This window comes from Raineyella sp., assembly GCF_034933565.1.
Classification (GTDB): Bacteria; Actinomycetota; Actinomycetes; order Propionibacteriales; family Propionibacteriaceae; genus Raineyella.
Window position 1 is genome coordinate 83,771 of record NZ_JAYFNG010000036.1, and the last position, 16,408, is coordinate 100,178.

The 16,408-nt window shown below is 71.4% G+C and carries 14 protein-coding genes; 8 read left to right on the forward strand and 6 right to left on the reverse strand.

Features of this window, described 5'->3' with window-relative positions:
- Window positions 1-49: 49 nt before the first annotated feature.
- Together VB059_RS11165 and VB059_RS11170 are read right to left on the reverse strand one after the other, a co-directional pair.
- On the reverse strand, window positions 50-1,450 hold the full coding sequence (locus VB059_RS11165) for an NAD(P)/FAD-dependent oxidoreductase (RefSeq protein WP_323422104.1): 1,401 nt from the start codon (window positions 1,448-1,450) through the stop codon (window positions 50-52).
- Window positions 1,451-1,520: 70 nt separating this feature from the next.
- Entirely contained in the window at window positions 1,521-1,790 is a 270-nt protein-coding gene (locus VB059_RS11170; RefSeq protein ID WP_323422105.1) for a DUF2249 domain-containing protein, read from the reverse strand.
- Between the two features lie 243 nt (window positions 1,791-2,033).
- On the opposite strand from VB059_RS11170, the gene VB059_RS11175 reads away from it, so the two are divergent.
- The 5 genes from VB059_RS11175 (at window position 2,034) to VB059_RS11195 (ending at window position 8,855) form a co-directional block, all read left to right on the forward strand.
- Complete coding sequence (locus VB059_RS11175) at window positions 2,034-3,530, forward strand: DEAD/DEAH box helicase (protein WP_323422106.1); 1,497 nt, start codon at window positions 2,034-2,036, stop codon at window positions 3,528-3,530.
- A gap of 162 nt (window positions 3,531-3,692) precedes the next feature.
- Entirely contained in the window at window positions 3,693-4,556 is an 864-nt protein-coding gene (locus VB059_RS11180; RefSeq protein WP_323422107.1) for an NAD(P)-dependent oxidoreductase, read from the forward strand.
- Between the two features lie 93 nt (window positions 4,557-4,649).
- Window positions 4,650-5,246, forward strand: a complete 597-nt coding sequence (locus VB059_RS11185) for a CPBP family intramembrane glutamic endopeptidase (protein WP_323422108.1) — start codon at window positions 4,650-4,652, stop codon at window positions 5,244-5,246.
- Window positions 5,247-5,425: 179 nt separating this feature from the next.
- A complete protein-coding gene (locus VB059_RS11190; RefSeq protein WP_323422117.1) occupies window positions 5,426-6,826 on the forward strand; it encodes an ATP-binding protein in 1,401 nt (466 codons plus the stop codon).
- A 7-nt stretch (window positions 6,827-6,833) separates the two neighbouring features.
- Window positions 6,834-8,855: a VWA domain-containing protein gene (locus VB059_RS11195; RefSeq protein WP_323422109.1), complete on the forward strand. Its 2,022-nt coding sequence runs from the start codon at window positions 6,834-6,836 to the stop codon at window positions 8,853-8,855.
- 49 nt (window positions 8,856-8,904) lie between these two features.
- Here VB059_RS11195 and VB059_RS11200 read toward each other — a convergent pair whose 3' ends face one another.
- From VB059_RS11200 to VB059_RS11210, 3 genes are read right to left on the reverse strand one after another with little or no spacing between them, the layout of a single operon-like run.
- Window positions 8,905-9,576, reverse strand: a complete 672-nt coding sequence (locus VB059_RS11200; RefSeq protein WP_323422110.1) for a methionine ABC transporter permease — start codon at window positions 9,574-9,576, stop codon at window positions 8,905-8,907.
- On the reverse strand, window positions 9,573-10,571 hold the full coding sequence (locus VB059_RS11205; RefSeq protein WP_323422111.1) for a methionine ABC transporter ATP-binding protein: 999 nt from the start codon (window positions 10,569-10,571) through the stop codon (window positions 9,573-9,575). Before VB059_RS11205 ends, VB059_RS11200 begins: the two co-directional genes overlap by 4 nt.
- Window positions 10,568-11,407 carry a MetQ/NlpA family ABC transporter substrate-binding protein gene (locus tag VB059_RS11210; protein ID WP_323422112.1) on the reverse strand — a complete coding sequence of 280 codons (840 nt, stop codon included), beginning with the start codon at window positions 11,405-11,407 and terminating at the stop codon, window positions 10,568-10,570. The genes VB059_RS11205 and VB059_RS11210 overlap by 4 nt, the downstream gene beginning before the upstream one ends.
- A 663-nt stretch (window positions 11,408-12,070) precedes the next feature.
- Here VB059_RS11210 and VB059_RS11215 point away from each other — a divergent pair.
- Together VB059_RS11215 and VB059_RS11220 are read left to right on the forward strand one after the other, a co-directional pair.
- Window positions 12,071-14,113 carry a PTS mannitol transporter subunit IICBA gene (locus tag VB059_RS11215; protein WP_323422113.1) on the forward strand — a complete coding sequence of 681 codons (2,043 nt, stop codon included), beginning with the start codon at window positions 12,071-12,073 and terminating at the stop codon, window positions 14,111-14,113.
- A 5-nt stretch (window positions 14,114-14,118) separates the two neighbouring features.
- Entirely contained in the window at window positions 14,119-15,165 is a 1,047-nt protein-coding gene (locus VB059_RS11220) for a zinc-dependent dehydrogenase (protein ID WP_323422118.1), read from the forward strand.
- A gap of 34 nt (window positions 15,166-15,199) precedes the next feature.
- Here the strand turns inward: VB059_RS11220 and VB059_RS11225 are convergent, their stop codons facing one another.
- The gene (locus VB059_RS11225; RefSeq protein ID WP_323422114.1) at window positions 15,200-15,412 is read right to left on the reverse strand and encodes a dodecin; all 213 of its coding nucleotides are present in this window, start codon (window positions 15,410-15,412) and stop codon (window positions 15,200-15,202) included.
- A gap of 116 nt (window positions 15,413-15,528) precedes the next feature.
- Here VB059_RS11225 and VB059_RS11230 point away from each other — a divergent pair, with 116 nt between their 5' ends.
- Window positions 15,529-16,254 (forward strand): sulfite exporter TauE/SafE family protein, encoded by a 726-nt coding sequence (locus VB059_RS11230; RefSeq protein ID WP_323422115.1) that lies wholly within the window; start codon window positions 15,529-15,531, stop codon window positions 16,252-16,254.
- The last annotated feature ends 154 nt before the right edge of the window (window positions 16,255-16,408 follow it).

Consider the following 16,408-nt stretch of genomic DNA (forward strand, 5'->3'; position numbering starts at 1 on the left):
CCGTGATCCGTCGCTAGTGTTTCCGTTCCGCTGCTCCAGTGGTCCCGGTTCACTGCTCCAGCAGTCGCAGCCACACCTCGCTCGCGGTCGGGTAGCTCGGCACCGCCCGGCGTAGCGTGGCCAGGTCCAGTCCGGCGGTGATCGCGATGGTGGCCGCGTGCAGTTGCTCGGCGACCTCGGGGCCGACGAACGTCGCTCCCAGCAGCACGTCGGTCGCTGCGTCGACCACGAGGCGGACCTGACCGTGGGCGTCGTCGCGCAGCAGGCTCGCACCGGCCGCCGACGTGTAGTCGACGTCGAGCAGCCGCACCGCGAGGCCGTGGGCCGCGGCCTCGCGCGAGGTGAGGCCGACCGCGGCGACCTGCGGCGAGGTGAAGACCACCGTCGGCACCGGGGCGGGCAGTTCCTCGGGGGCCGGCCGGCCCTCGGCGCGGGCGGCGATCCGCCGCCCGACCATCCGGGCCTGGTGCTTGCCCCAGTGGGTGAGCAGCGCCTCGCCGTTGACGTCCCCGACGGTGTACAGCCAGTCGGGCAGGGTGCCGCCGTGCGTACGTCCCTGCAGATCGGCGGCGGTCAGGTCGAGGGCGTCCAGCCCCAGGTCGTCGGTGTTCGGCCGGCGTCCGGCAGCGACCAGCACCTCGTCGACGGTCAGGTCCGCCCCGTCGTCCAGGTGCAGGGTCAGGGCTCCGGCCGGGGCTGCCGGGTCGGTGGCCCGCTCGGCGCTGTCGACCGCGGTGTCGAGGAGCACCCGGACACCCGCCGCACGCAGACCGTCGGCCACGTCGTCGCCGGCGAAGTCCTCGAATCGCGACAGCAGGCGGTGGCGGACCAGCAGTGTCACCTCCGCTCCGAGCGCACTCATCCAGCGCGCGGCCTCGCACGCCGCGGGCCCGCCGCCGACGATCGCCAGCCGGTCGGGCACCGCGGTCACCCCGGTCGCCTCGCGCGTCGTCCAGGGTGCGACGCCGGCGAGCGGTGGGGGGATCACCGGCACACTGCCGGTCGCCAACACGACCGCCTCGCGGGCCACCAGGTGTCGTACGTCACCGGATCGGCCGAACACCTCCACCGTGCGGTCCCCGACCAGGCGGCCGTGCCCCCGCACCACGTCGAGACCCGCCCCGGTGGCCCAGCGCACCTGGCCGGCGTCCTGGTAGTCCGCCACCCAGCGGTCGCGCCGGGCCAGCAGGCCCGCCCGGTCCAGCGACGGGGTGGACAGGCCCTCGAGGTTGGCCGCGGTCTCGGCCACGTCGAGCGGACGGAGCAGGGCCTTGCTGGGGATGCAGGCGTAGTAGGAGCATTCGCCCCCGAGCAGGCCGGACTCGACCAGCGCGGCGGTGCGGTCACTGCCCCGGATCGCATAGTCGGCGGCGTTCTCCCCGGCGGCGCCGCCGCCGATGACGATGACGTCGTAGGTGGCCACGGGTCCTGCGGACGCAGAAGGGGTCATGTCACCCAGCCTAGGTGGGTGACATGACCCCTGTCGGTGCGCTGCGGTGCCGCGTCGGCGGCGCCGCCGATCAGACCCGGGTGAACCGCACCGTCCACTGCTCCGGCCCCTCGGTGAGGTAGGTCCGGGCGAACTGGCCCGGGGCCAGGTCCTCGAGCTGGGCCATCATCGGCAGCGGGTTGTGCGGGGCGACGACGTCGAGCTCGCCGCCGACCGGCAGCTGCGTGATCGCGCCGATGACCGCGCCGTGGCGGACGGCGTGGGGGATGTCGAGCACGTTGATCGACGGGACGGTGGTCTCGTTGTGCTCGCCGCAGCGGCACCCGGTGGAGTTGGACATAGGGTCCTCCGTTCGGTTTTTTGCACACTATAGCCGTGTTTATTAACCGGAGAAAAGCGGCGTCCGTGCGGGCCGCACGGCGGCCCGCGAGTTGGCTTTCGGTGGGGCGACGGGTACGTTCGTGTGGTCGGCCCGCTGAGTCTTGCCCCGGGCCGCCGGGCGCCCGGGAACCCTCCCGATGATGCGCCGTGTCTGTCCCAGAGGGCGATGCGATCCCCCGGCAAGACACTCGAAGGAATCTCCTTGACTTCAGCTTTCGTACGCCTCGGCGTGCCCGCGTCCCTGTCCGACGTCCTCGCCGAGCGTGACATCACCGTGCCCACCCCGATCCAGGCGGCCACGTTGCCGGATTCGCTGGCGGGCCGCGATGTCCTCGGCCGTGGCCGTACCGGCTCCGGGAAGACGTACGCCTTCCTCCTGCCCACCGTCGCCCGGCTGGTCGCCGAGCCGCGCCGGCCCCGCCCCAAGCGCCCCCGCGCACTGGTGCTCGCCCCGACCCGTGAGCTCGCGACCCAGATCGAGGAGTCGCTCAAGCCGCTCGAGGCGGTCGCCGGGCTGACCAGCCGGACCGTCTTCGGCGGCGTCGGCCAGGGGCCGCAGGTGCAGGCGCTGGCCCGCGGTGTCGACGTCCTCGTCGCCTGCCCCGGTCGGCTGCTCGACCTGATGGGCCAGGGTGCGGTCTCCCTCGACGAGGTGGAGATCACCGTGCTCGACGAGGCCGACCACATGGCCGACATGGGCTTCCTGCCGATGGTCCGCAAGATCCTCGACCGGACGCCTGCCACGGGCCAGCGGCTGCTGTTCTCCGCGACCCTCGACAACGGCATCGACGTGCTGGTGAAGCGCTACCTGCATCACCCGGTCACCCACGAGGCCGACTCCCCGCAGTCCCCGGTGTCGACGATGGAGCACTACGTGCTGCGCGTCGACAAGGACACCCGCGGCCGGGTGCTCGCCGACCTGGCGTCGGCGCCGGGCCGGACGATCCTGTTCACCCGGACCAAGCACGGCGCCAAGCGCCTCGCCAAGCAGCTGGTGGACCACGGCATCCCGGCGGTCGACCTGCACGGCAACCTGTCGCAGAACGCCCGGACCCGCAACCTCGCCGCGTTCGAGTCGGGTACGGTCGCCACCCTGGTCGCGACCGACATCGCCGCCCGCGGCATCCACGTCGACGACGTCGCCCTGGTCGTGCACGCCGATCCGCCGGTGGAGCACAAGGCCTACCTGCACCGGTCGGGGCGTACGGCCCGGGCCGGCCACTCCGGCACGGTGGTCACCCTGGTGACCGCCGACCAGCGCCAGGAGGTCCGCCAGATGATGCGCAAGGCCGGCATCTCGCCCGAGGTGGCCGAGCCGGAGCGTTCCGTGCTCGAGTCGCTCGCGCCGGGGCAGCGCGTCGTGCTCAGTGCCGACGAGGCCCGCGCTCTGGCGAACCCGCAGCCGCCGGCCACCTCGGCCGCCGGCTCGCGGTCCGGCTCGGGCGCGCGGTCAGGGTCCGGTGCCAGGTCCGGGGCGACCTCCCGTTCCGGCCGCGGCGGCCGGGGCGGCTCCGGTCGTGGGGCTGCCGGTCGTGGTGACTCGGGTCGGGGGGCTGCCGGTCGCGGTGGGTCGGGGCCGGCGCAGGGGCGGACGGCGGCCGCGCCGCAGGCGGCCGGCCGTCCGGACGGCTCCGGGTCCGTGGCGCGTCCTTCGCGCCGCCGGCATCGCCACGCGGAGCGCCCGACCTCGCACTCCTGATCGTTCGGGCTGATCTACGGCGGTCCCGGCGGGCTCGGTGGTCTCCGCAGCTCCGGGTCTCCGCAGTCTCGGCGCTGTCGTCCGCGGGATCTCTCCGCGGGTCCGGGGTGTGCGAGGGTGGCGCGTAGGGTGGCGGTCCAAGCAGATGTCCAGGAGGTCAGCATGAGTGCGTTCGGCAAGGTCGTCATCCTCGGCACCGGGATCATGGGGCGGGCGCTCGCTGAGCGCCTGCTCGGCCAGGGCGTGGACGTGACGGTCTGGAACCGTACGGTCGAGCGTGCCCGGCCGCTGGCGGAGCTCGGCGCGACCGTCGCCGCCACACCGGCCGAGGCGGTCGCCGACGCCGACGTCGTGCTGATGACCCTGTTCGACGCCGATGCCGTCGTCTCGGTGATCGGCCAGGCCGCCACCTCGGCTCCGGCTGACGCGGTGTGGGTGCAGATGTCGACCATCGGCGTCGACGGCACCGACCGGGTCGTGGCCGTCGCCGCAGAACACGACCTGGCCCTGGTGGAGGCGATGATGCTCGGCACCAAGGGACCGGCCGAGGCCGGCACCCTGGTGCTGCTCACCGGAGGCGACCCGGACCGGCTCGCGGCCCTCGAGCCACTGCTGGCACTGATCAGCCAGAAGCGCGTCCAGGCAGGCCCTGCCGTCGGGGCAGGCAGCCGGCTGAAGCTGGTCTGCAACACCTGGATCGGCCTGCTCACCGCGGGCACCGGGCAGGCTTTCGCGATGCTGCGGATGCTCGGGCTGGAGGAGAAGCTCTTCCTCGACGCGATCAGCGGCGGCCAGTCCGACACCGCGTACGCGCACGCCAAGGGCGGGCTGATGCTGGCCGACGACTTCCAGCCGGCCAACTTCCAGCTCCGCGGCCTGCACAAGGACCTCGAACTCGCTGAGGACGCCACCGGCGACGCCGGGGCCTTCCCGATCCTGGATGCGGTCCGCAGTCTCTACGCCGCCGCCGAGGAGCAGGGCCAGGGCAACGAGGACATCGCCGCGGTGTTCCGCGTCTTCGCCTGACGGTCGATCCGTCGTGGGCCTTCGGGTCGGCAGGGTCGTGGGGCCGGCAGGGTCGCCGGTTCGACGGATCCGCCGGGTCGATAGGGTCAGCGGATGGGTGTGGTGATCTCTGCGGTCCTGCAGGCTGTGCTGTTCCTGGTGCTGCCGTTCGTGTGGTGGACCGTGACCGCGCGCCGGAGGATCGGTTTCTTCGCGTGGCTGGGGTGGAAGCGGCCGGTCGTGACCCGGCCGACGGTGCTGGTGGCCGTGATGGTCGGCGCGTTCCTGCTGTTCCTGGTCCCGGCGTTCGTGATCGCGCCTCGGGTCGCCTCGTCCGCGGCGACCTCCCAGTTCCATGGGCTCGGATGGGCCGGGCTCCCCGAGGTCATCGCCTACGCCCTGCTGCAGACGGCGTTCGCCGAGGAGTCGCTGTTCCGTGGGTTCCTGCTCAAACGGGTGGCGGTCAGCCTCGGGTTCTGGCCGGCGAACGCCATCCAGGCGGTCGTGTTCGCGCTCGTGCATGCAGTGCCGTTCGGGCTCGTGGTGAATGCGGGCTGGGGCCTGGCGATCGGGGTGCTGACCGGTGCCATCGGCGCCCTGCTGGGGTACCTCAATGAGCGCCTCGCGGGCGGCTCGCTGATCCCCGGTTGGATGCTTCACGCCGGGGCGAACCTGCTGACCGGATGTCTCGCCCTGGCGGCGGTGCTCTGACGACCGTGTCCGACGGGCGAGGATGACCTGTTGCCCGGGGCACCGGCCCGTCGATGGTGCCCCGCCCTGAGGGCCTGCCGTCCCCTTATGACCGGTCTGCCGCCCCCTCGGGACGGGCTTGCCACGCCGGGCCCTTTTGTCCCGGCCATCCCCGGGTTAGCCTCGGCGGTGTGACCAGCATCTCATCGGCTGCACCGACTCCACCGACTCCTCGTACGCTCGGCGAACTGCGTGCCAGCGGGCACCGGCTGCGGGGTGTGCGTGAGGAGATCCGCGACAACCTCCTCGGCATGCTCCGCCGGGGTGAGGACCCGTGGCCGGGCCTGCACGGCTTCCGCGACACGGTGCTCCCCCAACTGGAGCGCGCCCTCATCGCGGGCCACGACGTCGTCCTGCTCGGCGAGCGCGGCCAGGGCAAGACCCGGCTGCTGCGGACCCTCGTCGGGCTGCTCGACGAGTGGGCCCCGGTGATCGCCGGCTCCGAGCTCGGCGAGCACCCGTACGAACCGATCAGCCCGGAGTGGCGCCGCCGCGCCGCCGAGCTGGGCGACGACCTGCCGGTCGAGTGGCGCCACCGCAGCGAACGCTACGCCGAGAAGCTCGCCACCCCCGACACCAGCGTCGCCGACCTGATCGGTGACGTCGACCCGATGAAGGTCGCCGAGGGCCGCCACCTGGGCGATCCGGAGACGATCCACTTCGGGCTGGTCCCGCGCAGCCACCGCGGCATTGTCGCGATCAACGAGCTGCCCGACCTCGCCGAGCGGATCCAGGTCGCGCTGCTCAACGTGATGGAGGAGCGCGACATCCAGATCCGCGGCTACGTGCTCCGCCTCCCGCTCGACGTGCTGTTGGTCGCCTCGGCCAACCCGGAGGACTACACCAACCGCGGCCGGATCATCACCCCACTGAAGGACCGGTTCGGTGCCGAGATCCGCACCCACTACCCGACCACCCTCGCCGACGAGATCGCGGTGATCCGCCAGGAGGCGCACCTGGTCGCCGAGGTGCCCGATCCGATCCTGGAGATCGTCGCCCGGTTCACCCGGGCGCTGCGCGAATCCGCCGCCGTCGACCAGCGCTCCGGGGTGAGCGCCCGGTTCGCGATCGCCGGCGCCGAGACGGTCGCCGCCTCGGCACTGCACCGCGCCACGATCCGTGGCGAGACCGACCCGGTCGCCCGCTGTGTCGACCTCGACACCGTGGTGGACGTGCTGCGCGGCAAGATCGAGTTCGAGACCGGCGAGGAGGGCCGGGAGGCCGAGGTCCTCGAGCACCTGCTGCGGACCGCGGTGGCCGGCTGTGTGCGGGAGCGGTTGCGCGGTGTCGATCTCGGCCTGCTGGTCGCCGCCCTGGAGGAGGGTCGTACGGTCGCCACCGGGGTCCGGATGACCGCGGCGGAGTTCCTCGGCGGGCTGCCCGGGCTGGGGGAGTCGCCGCTCTACGACGAGATCTCCACCCGGCTCGGCGCCGACACCCCCGGCGAGGTGGCCGCCGGCATCGAACTGGCCCTCGAGGGCCTCTACCTGGCCCGCCGGATCGGCAAGGAGTCCGGCGCCGGTGAGGCGCTGTACGGATGAGCACGCGATGAGCCGCTACATCCGCTACTCCGGCGGTGACCCCCTCGCTCCGCCGGTCGACCTCGGCGAGGCCCTCGACGCCATCGGCCACGATGTGATGGCCGGCTGGTCGCCCGAGCGGGCGATGCGCGAGTTCCTCCGCCGCGGTGGCCAGGGGCGTGACGGCCGGCCGCGTACGGGTCTCGACGACCTGGCCCGCCGGGTGGCGCAGCGACGCCGCGAGTTGCTGGACCGGCACTCCCTCGACGGCACCCTGCAGCAGGTCCGCGAGCTGCTCGACCGGGCCGTGCTGGCCGAGCGCAAGCAGCTCGCCCGCGACCCGATGATGGACGAGGGCGACCGGGCCTTCCGCCAGTTGCAGCTCGACGACCTGCCGGCGGCCACCTCGGCCGCGGTCGAGGAGCTGTCCTCGTACGACTGGCGCAGCAGTGGGGCCCAAGAGGCGTACGACCGGATCAAGGACCTGCTCGGCCGGGAGCTGCTGGACCAGCGGTTCGCCGGGATGAAGCAGGCGCTGGAGAACGCCACCGACGAGGACCGGGAGCGGATCGGTGAGATGCTCCGTGACCTCAACGAGCTGCTGGAGAAGCACCGCCGCGGCGAGGACACGCGCGAGGACTTCGAGGACTTCATGGCCCGGCACGGGGAGTTCTTTCCCGAACAGCCCCAGGACATCGAGGATCTGCTCGACACGCTGGCGCAGCGCAGCGCCGCCGCCCAGCGGATGCTCAACTCGATGAGCCCCGAGCAGCGCGACGAGCTGATGCAGCTGTCCCAGCAGGCCTTCGGGTCGGCGGAGCTGATGGACCAGCTGACCCGGATGGAGGCCAACCTGCGCTCGTTGCGGCCGGGGGAGGACTGGCAGGGCTCGGAGCGGTTCGGGGGCGAGGAGGGGCTCGGCCTCGGCGAGGGCACCGGGGTGCTGGCGGACCTGGCCGACCTCGACAACCTCGCCGACCAGCTGGCCCAGTCCCGCGAGGGTTCCCGGCCGGACGACATCGACCTCGACGCGCTGGCCCGCCAGCTCGGCGCCGAGGCGGCCGTCGACGCCCGTGCCCTGGCCGAGCTGGAACGCGCCCTGCGGGACTCCGGCTACCTGAAGCGGGCCCCCGAGGGCGACCTGCGGCTCAGCCCGCGGGCGATGCGTCAGCTCGGCCGCCAGCTGCTCAAGGACGTCGCGACCCGACTGGCCGCCCGCGCCGGGCAGCGTGACGCGCGCCGCGCCGGCCAGCTCGGCGAACCGACCGGCGCCTCGCGCAGCTGGGAGTTCGGCGACACCGAGCCGTGGGCGGCCACCCGGACGGTCACCAACGCCGTGCTGCGCACGGTCGCGGCCGGCGGCTCGGCGGCCGGCGGGGTCTCGATCAGCCTGGACGACATCGAGGTGACCGAGACCGAGGCCCGCACCCGGGCCGCGGTCGCGCTGCTGGTCGACACCAGCTTCTCGATGGCGATGGACGGGCGCTGGGTGCCGATGAAACGTACGGCGCTGGCCCTGCACCACCTCGTCCGCACCCGGTTCCGCGGCGACCTGCTGCAGGTGATCGGGTTCGGCCGGGTGGCCCGGGTGATGGACATCGAGGAACTCATCGGCCTGGACAGCCAGTGGGAGAAGGGCACCAACCTGCACCATGCGCTGTTGCTCGCCAACCGGTACTTCCGCAAGCACCCCGACGCCCAGCCGGTGCTGCTGATCGTCACCGACGGCGAGCCGACCTCGCACCTGGAGGCGGACGGCGAGGTGTGGTTCGACTACCCGCCGCACCCGTTGACGATCGCGCGCACCGTGCAGGAGCTGGACGCGTCGCGCCGGCTCGGCGCGCAGACGACCTTCTTCCGGCTGGGCGACGACCCGGGGCTGGCCCGCTTCGTCGACTCGATGGCACGCCGCGCCGATGGCCGTACGGTCGCGCCGGAACTGGACGACCTCGGCGCGGCCGTCGTCGGCAGCTACCTCGGCTCCCGGTCACGCGGCCCGCGCCGGGACCCGTACGGCGGCTGGGCCGATCGCGGCTTCTGGGCCGACTAGGGCTGCCGAGCCGACCAGGGCTGCCGACCCGGGCAGGGCGCAGGCCCGGTCAGCGCTTGTGCGCCCGGGCCCGCAGCCAGCCGTCGCCGATCATCTGGATGCCCTGCACCAGGATGATCAGCACCACCACGCAGGCGATCAGCACCTGGTTGTTGAACCGCTGGTAGCCGTACACCAGTGCGAGGTCACCCAGGCCGCCGCCGCCGATCACCCCGGCCATCGCCGACGATCCGACCAGCATCACCAGGGTGAGGGTGGACCCGGAGATGATGCCGCTGGCCGCCTCCGGCAGCAGCACCTTGCGGATCACCTGCATGTCGGTGGCGCCCATCGCGGCCGCCGCCTCGACCCGGCCCCGGGGCACCTCGGCCAGGGCACTCTCCACCACCCGGGCGAAGAACGGGATGCCGGCGATGCTCAGCGGCACGATCGCGGCGGTCGGGCCGATCGCGGTGCCGACGATCAGCCGGGTCAGCCCCAGCAGCAGGATCAGCAGCACGATGAACGGCATCGACCGGACGATGTTGACGATGGTGCCCAGCACCTGGTTGACGGCCACGCTCGGCCGCAGCCCGTGCCGGTCGGTGACGTGCAGCAGCACCCCGAGGACGACCCCGCCGGCGAAGGCGATGAGGAAGGAGACCCCGACCATGTAGACGGTCTCCAGGAACGCTGTCCACAGCTCGGGCAGCGCCTGGATCCAGGTGATCTTGTCGGTCATCGGTGGTCCTCCCGGTCCAGCCAGGTCAGGTGCACCTGGGGGTGGCGGGCGAAGTGGCCCTCGACCAGCCCGCGGTCCACGTCCGGGGCGAATTGCAGCACCATCTTGCCGACCCGGCGCTCACCGATCCGGTCCACCCCGCCCGCCACGACGGAGAAGTCCAGATCGTACGTACGGGCCAGCTCGCTCAGCCACGGTTGGTCGGCGGTCTCGTCGAGCGCGGTGATCAGCGCGACCCCCGGCCGCCCGCCGAGGGTGGGCGGGATGGGGGAGATCAGCTGGCCGAGCGCCGAGCCGGCGTCGGTGACCAGGTCGACGACGGGCCCGGACTCGCTGATCCGGCCGTGCTCCAGCAGCGCGGCGTGGGTGCAGATCCGGCGGACCACCGACAGCTCGTGGGTGATCAGCACGATGGTGACGCCGACCGACCGGTTGACCCGGACCAGCAGGTCGAGGATCTGGGTGGTGGTCGCCGGGTCGAGGGCGCTGGTCGGTTCGTCGCAGAGCAGCACGTCGGGCCGGGCGGCCAGTGCCCGGGCGATGCCGACCCGCTGCTGCTGGCCGCCGGAGAGCTGGGACGGATAGGACCGCTCGCGGCCCTGCAGGCCGACCAGCTCCACCAGCTCGGCCACTCGGTCGCGGCGCTCCTGGTCGGGCGTCCCGGCGAGCTCCAGCGGCAGGGCGATGTTGTCGGCGACGGTGCGGGAGTGCAGCAGCTCGAAGTGCTGGAAGACCGTCCCGATCCGACGCCGGGCCGCCCGCAGGTCCGCGGACGACAACGTGGTCAGGTCGTCCCCGTTCAGGACGATCCGACCACGCGTGGGCTGCTCCAGCAGGTTCAGGCAGCGCAGCAGGGTGGACTTGCCGGCGCCCGAGGGCCCGACGATGCCCTGGACGGCACCGTCGGGCACGCTCAGCGTCACGCCGGTCAGCGCCTCGACGTCACCGTGCTGTCGGGTGGTGTACGTCTTGGCGAGACTGTCGATCTCGATCACTTGGCACTCTCATGGACAGGGACGATGGCGTCGCCGTACTTCTGCTTGATCCAGTCCGCGGTCTGCCGGGACTCGAGCGCGGCCGCCAGCTCCTTGATGCCCGGGTCGTTCTGCTTGGCGGTGGTGGTCACCAGGATGTTGGCGTACGGGTTGTCGGTGGTCGACTCGATCACCAGGCCGTCCTTGGCCGGGTTGAGCCCGGCCTCGATGGCGTAGTTGGAGTTGATCACCGACGCGGCGACCTGCGGGTCGTCGAGCGTCCGCGGCAGCTGCGGGCGGTCGAGCTCGACGAACGTCAGCCCCTTCGGGTTGGTGGCGATGTCGGCCTCGGTGATCGTCGACAGGTTGGCCTGCGCGGCCGGCTGCTTCATCGTCAGCAGCCCGGCGGTCTGCAGCACGTACAGGGCCCGGGCGTAGTTCGTCGGGTCCTTCGGCACGGCGATGGTCGAGCCGGCCGGGATGTCCGCGATCGCCTTGTACTTGTGCGAGTAGAGCGCCATCGGCTCCAGGTGCGTCGACGCGACGATCACCAGGTTGTCGGTCCGGTGCTGACGCTGCCAGTCGTCCAGGTACGGCTTGTGCTGGAAGAAGTTCGCCGTCACGTCGCCCGACTCCAGCAGCTGGTTCGGGTCGACCTCGCCGGAGATCGTCCGGACGCTGATCCGGGCGTTCTTCAGCTGGCCGGAGTCCTGCACGTACGACAGGATCTCCGCGTGCGGGGTGGCGGAGGCGGAGATCGTCAGCGTCTCCCGGCTGTTGGCGCAGCCCGACAGGCCCACGGTCGACAGGGCGAGGGCCGCCAACGCGGCGGTGACGGTGCGGAAACGGAAGGTCATGGGTGTCTGTCCTCAGGGGGTAGGTACGGTCAGAAGAATGCCAGCTCGTGGCCGGGCGGGTCGAGGCGGGCCGGTCGAGGCCGCGGTACGGGCCGTCCGGGGCCGTGGGTGCGGTCCGGGCGTGGCCGGGACCCGCGATCCCACCGCCCACGGCCTGGAAGCGGCCAGCGTGCGGTCCGGGCGTGGCCGGGACCCGCCGACGCCCGGACCGGGCTGGCGGGGATGCGCTGAGGAGCGGGGTCCTCAGCGCATGAGCATTCGCCGCGACATCGCGTGGCAGCTCGACATCACCGTGCCGGTGGCACGGCGGCGCTGCGGACGCGGGGCGGAGCTCACGGTCATCATTCCTCCTGCTGGGGCCTGATGGCCCGGACGGAAGATTAGTGGAGGTTATCGGTCGCCGCAAATCGGCTTATGGGGACGTCGGTCGACCGCCCGATGCCCGCTTCCCGGGCCGCCGTTCCGCCATTCGGGGAAGGATGCCCTCAGCTGATGCCCGATTGTGTGGGATAAATGAGGAGCCTTCCCGGAATGTGGCAAGGATGTCGAGAACCGAAGGAAAACGGGCGCCCTTGACAAACACAAACGGGCAGCGGAGTCTGGGTAACACGATCAAAGACGATCCTGTCCGCCACGGCGGACAGCCATACCAACGGAGTTGAGATGTCTTTCGCTCTCCCCGACGCAAGTGTCAACAAGAACCTCGAAGGTCACGGGTTCCGGGCAACAGTGCAGAAGTTCGGTGGGTTCCTGGCCGGGATGATCATGCCGAACATCGGTGCGTTCATCGCCTGGGGCCTGCTCACCGCCTTCGTCATCCCGACCGGGTGGACCCCGAACGCCGACCTGGCCAAGATGGTCGACCCGATCATCACCTACCTGCTCCCGCTGCTGATCGGCTACACCGGCGGCCGTACGGTCCACGGCCAGCGCGGTGCCGTGATCGGCGCCATCGCGACGATGGGCGTCATCGTCGGCTCCTCGGTGCCGATGTTCCTCGGCGCCATGATCATGGGGCCGCTGTCCGCGTGGATCCTCAAACGGTTCGACAAGCTGATCCAGGACCACATCCCGACCGGCTTCGAGATGCTGATCGACAACTTCTCACTCGGCATCCTCGGCATGCTGCTGGCCATCGCGGGCCGGTTGCTGATCGAGCCCGTGGTCACCACCCTGGTCGGCTGGATGGCCGCCGGCGTGAGCATCCTGGTCGCCAACCACCTGCTGCCGCTCGCCTCGATCCTGGTCGAGCCGGCCAAGGTGCTGTTCCTCAACAACGCCGTCAACCACGGCATCCTCACCCCGCTCGGCATCGAGCAGGCCAAGTCCGCCGGCAGCTCCATCCTGTTCATGGTCGAGTCCAACCCCGGCCCCGGCTTCGGCCTCCTGCTGGCGTACTGGGTCGCCGGGCCTCGCGTGGTACGCGGATCGGTCCCGGGCGCCATCATCATCCACCTCTTCGGTGGCATCCACGAGATCTTCTTCCCGTACGTGCTGATGAAGCCGAAGCTGATCGCCGCCACCATCCTCGGCGGCATGTCCGGGGTGTTCACCGGCACCCTGCTCGGCGCCGGCCTGGTTGCGCCGGCCTCACCGGGGTCCATCATCGCCTGGATGGCCGTCACCCCGCGGGGCAAGTACCTGGCCAACCTCGCCGATTTCGCCGTCGCCACCGCGGTCGCCTTCATCGTGGCGTTCCTGCTGCTGAAGGCGGAGCGCAAGGAGCCCGAGGCCCTCGAGGAGGAGGCCGCCGAACCGCTCCAGGGAGAGGCCGCCACCGTGGCCGCCAGGGCGGTCGCCGCCGCCGGCCCGACGATCAGCGGCAAGGACGTCCGTCAGGTCGTCATCGCCTGCGACGCCGGGATGGGCTCCAGCGTGATGGTCGCCAGCGCGATGAAGAAGCAGCTCTCACCGTACGGCGTCACCGTCATCCACACCCCGGTGAACGAGATCCCTGCCGATGCGCAGGTGGTGCTCACCCAGGAGGGGCTGGCGGAGCGCGCCCGGCGCCAGGTGCCGAACGCGGCCATCGTCCCGTTCACGGTCTACATGGGCGATCCCGCCTTCGCGAAGGTGGAGCAGGCGATCAGGGCCGGCAGCCCGATCGGGCCCGACCTGCTGACCGGGCCGGCCCCCGCGGCCGCAGCCTCGGCGACCACCGCTCCGGCAGCCACCGCTCCGGCGACCACGGCCCCGACCGGTGCAGCGGCAGCCGCTGCCGGTGCGACCGCGGGCACGGCCACCCGTCCGCGGCGCCGCAAGAAGCTGCCCGCCGACGTCCTGCCCCGGGAGGCGATCAGGCTCGGCCTGCCCACCCGCAGCAAGGATGAGGTGATCCGGCTGTGCGGTGACATCCTGGTCGGCATCGGGGCGACCGATCCGGCCTACACCGACGCGATGTTCGCCCGTGAGCTCCAGGTGGCCACCTACATGGGCAACGGCTTCGCCATCCCGCACGGCACCAACGAGGCCCGGGCCCATGTCAAGCGGACCGCGCTCGGCTTCCTGCAGTTCCCCGAGGGGGTCGAGTGGGAGGGTCACACGGTGTACGTGGCCATCCCGATCGCGTCCAACAGCGACGAGCACGTGGGCATCCTCGGAGCCCTCGCCGGTGTGCTCGCCGATCCCGCCAGCGCCGAGAAGCTGCGCAAGGCGACCAGTCCCGATGAAGTGATGGAGCTGCTGGCTCCGGAAGAAGGAGAGTGAAGACGATGAAGGCGTTGCGCTTCTACGCCCCCGAGGACGTCCGGATCGAGGATGTGCCGGAGCCGGTCTGCGGACCCGATGAGGTGAAGATCAGGGTCAGGAACTGCTCCACCTGCGGCACCGACGTCAAGATCTACCACAACGGGCACCCGAACATCACCGGCACCACGACGATGGGTCACGAGGTGGCCGGCGAGGTGGTCGAGGTCGGGGCGGACGCACTGGGCGGCTTCGCGGTCGGCGACCGGGTGCAGTCGATCGCCGCCGTCCCCTGCGGGGAGTGCTACGAGTGCCGGAAGGGCTGGATGCAGGTCTGTGAGAACCAGACCTCGGTCGGCTACCAGTACGACGGCGGTTTCGCCGAGTACATGATCGTGCCGGCCCAGGTCCTCAAGGTCGACGGCCTCAACCGGATCCCCGACGGCGTCGGCTACGACGAGGCCTCGGCGGCCGAGCCGTTCGCCTGCGCGATCAACGCCCAGGAGCAGGTCGGCATCGAGGAGGGCGACGTCGTCGTCGTCTTCGGCGCCGGCCCGATCGGCTGCATGCACATCCGGATCGCCCGGGGGGTGCACCGGGCCGGCACCATCGTGCTGGTCGACATCAACGCCGAACGGCTGAAGATGTCGGCGGACGCGGTCCACCCGGATGCGACGATCGATGCCTCCACCGAGGATGTCGTCGCCAGGGTGCTGGAGATGACCGGTGGTCGCGGTGCCGACGTCGTGATCACCGCCACCCCGGCGAACCTCACCCAGGAGCAGGCGGTGGCGATGGCCGCCCGTAACGGCCGGATCTCCTTCTTCGGTGGCCTGCCGAAGACCGACCCGACGATCACCCTGGACTCCAACCTGGTGCACTACCGCCAGCTGCACATCCATGGGGCCAACGGTTCCGCGCCGGAGCACAACAAGCGGGCGCTGCAGTACATCGCCTCGGGTCAGGTCCCGGTCAAGGACCTGATCACCGCGCATCTGCCGCTGGAACGGGTGCTGGACGCCTTCGAGATCGTCCGTAAGGGCGAGGCGATCAAGGTCACCGTCGAGCCCTGACGTCGTCCGCCGGTCTGCGCCCGCCTGCCCCAGGTCACTCCTGCGGCAGGCGGGCGCCGATCTTCAGGGTGACCTGGTGGTGGGCGACCGCGCCCTCGACCACGTGCCCGCGGAGCTGGACGACCTCGTACCAGTCCACGTTGCCCAGCGAGGTCTCGGCCACGGCGACGGCGTTGCTGATGGCGTCCTCGATGCTGTCGGGGGAGGTCCCGACCATCTCGACGACCCGATAGGTGTGACTGCTCACGGCGGTTCCTCCTCGACACGACATGTGATTCAGGTCACTCTAGCGGCGTTCCACCGCTGCGTACGCTCCATCACATGTGCTTACAAGTGAAAATCTTGTAAAGACATAATGGGGGAATGCTTCACCTCACGCTTGTCGGCTGGCTGCTGCTGGCGACCGCCGCGTTCATCGGCGGCTTCTCCAAGACCGCCCTCTCCGGCGCCACGACCGCCGCCGTGGTGCTCGCCGCCCTCGCCCTGCCGGCGAAGGAATCGACCGCCGTGCTGCTGGTGATGCTGCTGGCGGGCGACGCCTGGGCGCTGTGGACGTACGGTCGCGACGCCGACTGGCGCCTGCTGGTCCGCCTCATCCCGCCGGTGGTGGTCGGCGTGGCCGCCGGTGCGGTGTTCCTCGGCCGGGTCGACGACCACCTCCTGCGCCGCACCATCGGGGTGATCCTGCTGGTCCTGCTGCTGGTCGGCCTGCTCACCCGCAGCCACCGCCCGGGGAGCTGGGCGGCCCGGGCGTACGGCGGCCTGGCCGGGTTCACCACCATGGTCGCCAACGCCGGCGGGCCGGCGATGAGCCTCTACCTGCTCGGCGCCCGGTACGGCAAGCTGGCCTTCCTCGGCACCACGGCGTGGTTCTTCGCCACCGTCAACCTCGCGCTCAAGCTGCCGGTGATGATCGGTCTGGGGATGGCGACCCGTCCGGTGCTGCTCACCGGGCTGGTGTTCGTCCCGGTCGTCTGGCTCGGCGCCTGGGTCGGCCGGATCGTCGTCGGCCGGCTGGACGATGTCTGGTTCGCCCGCCTGGTCACCCTCTTCGTGGTCGTCTCCGCGGTGTACCTGGTGCTCGCCTGAGGACGGCGGTCGCAGCCCGATGGTGCTGGGCTGTGGCCTTCCCCCGGGCACCGCAGGGGGTCGGGCACCACAAGGGCCGGACACACAAAGGCCGTGCACCACAAAGGCGGCGCACCACAAAAGCCGCGCACCCCGAAGGGGGCCCACCCCGCCC

Coding starts and splice junctions, on each gene's coding strand:
- VB059_RS11165 (WP_323422104.1), bottom strand. CDS start 1,450: ATGACCCCTTCTGCGTCCGCAGGACCCGTGGCCACCTACGACGTCATC.
- VB059_RS11170 (WP_323422105.1), bottom strand. CDS start 1,790: ATGTCCAACTCCACCGGGTGCCGCTGCGGCGAGCACAACGAGACCACC.
- VB059_RS11180 (WP_323422107.1), top strand. CDS start 3,693: ATGAGTGCGTTCGGCAAGGTCGTCATCCTCGGCACCGGGATCATGGGG.
- VB059_RS11185 (WP_323422108.1), top strand. CDS start 4,650: ATGGGTGTGGTGATCTCTGCGGTCCTGCAGGCTGTGCTGTTCCTGGTG.
- VB059_RS11195 (WP_323422109.1), top strand. CDS start 6,834: ATGAGCCGCTACATCCGCTACTCCGGCGGTGACCCCCTCGCTCCGCCG.
- VB059_RS11200 (WP_323422110.1), bottom strand. CDS start 9,576: ATGACCGACAAGATCACCTGGATCCAGGCGCTGCCCGAGCTGTGGACA.
- VB059_RS11210 (WP_323422112.1), bottom strand. CDS start 11,407: ATGACCTTCCGTTTCCGCACCGTCACCGCCGCGTTGGCGGCCCTCGCC.
- VB059_RS11215 (WP_323422113.1), top strand. CDS start 12,071: ATGTCTTTCGCTCTCCCCGACGCAAGTGTCAACAAGAACCTCGAAGGT.
- VB059_RS11220 (WP_323422118.1), top strand. CDS start 14,119: ATGAAGGCGTTGCGCTTCTACGCCCCCGAGGACGTCCGGATCGAGGAT.
- VB059_RS11230 (WP_323422115.1), top strand. CDS start 15,529: ATGCTTCACCTCACGCTTGTCGGCTGGCTGCTGCTGGCGACCGCCGCG.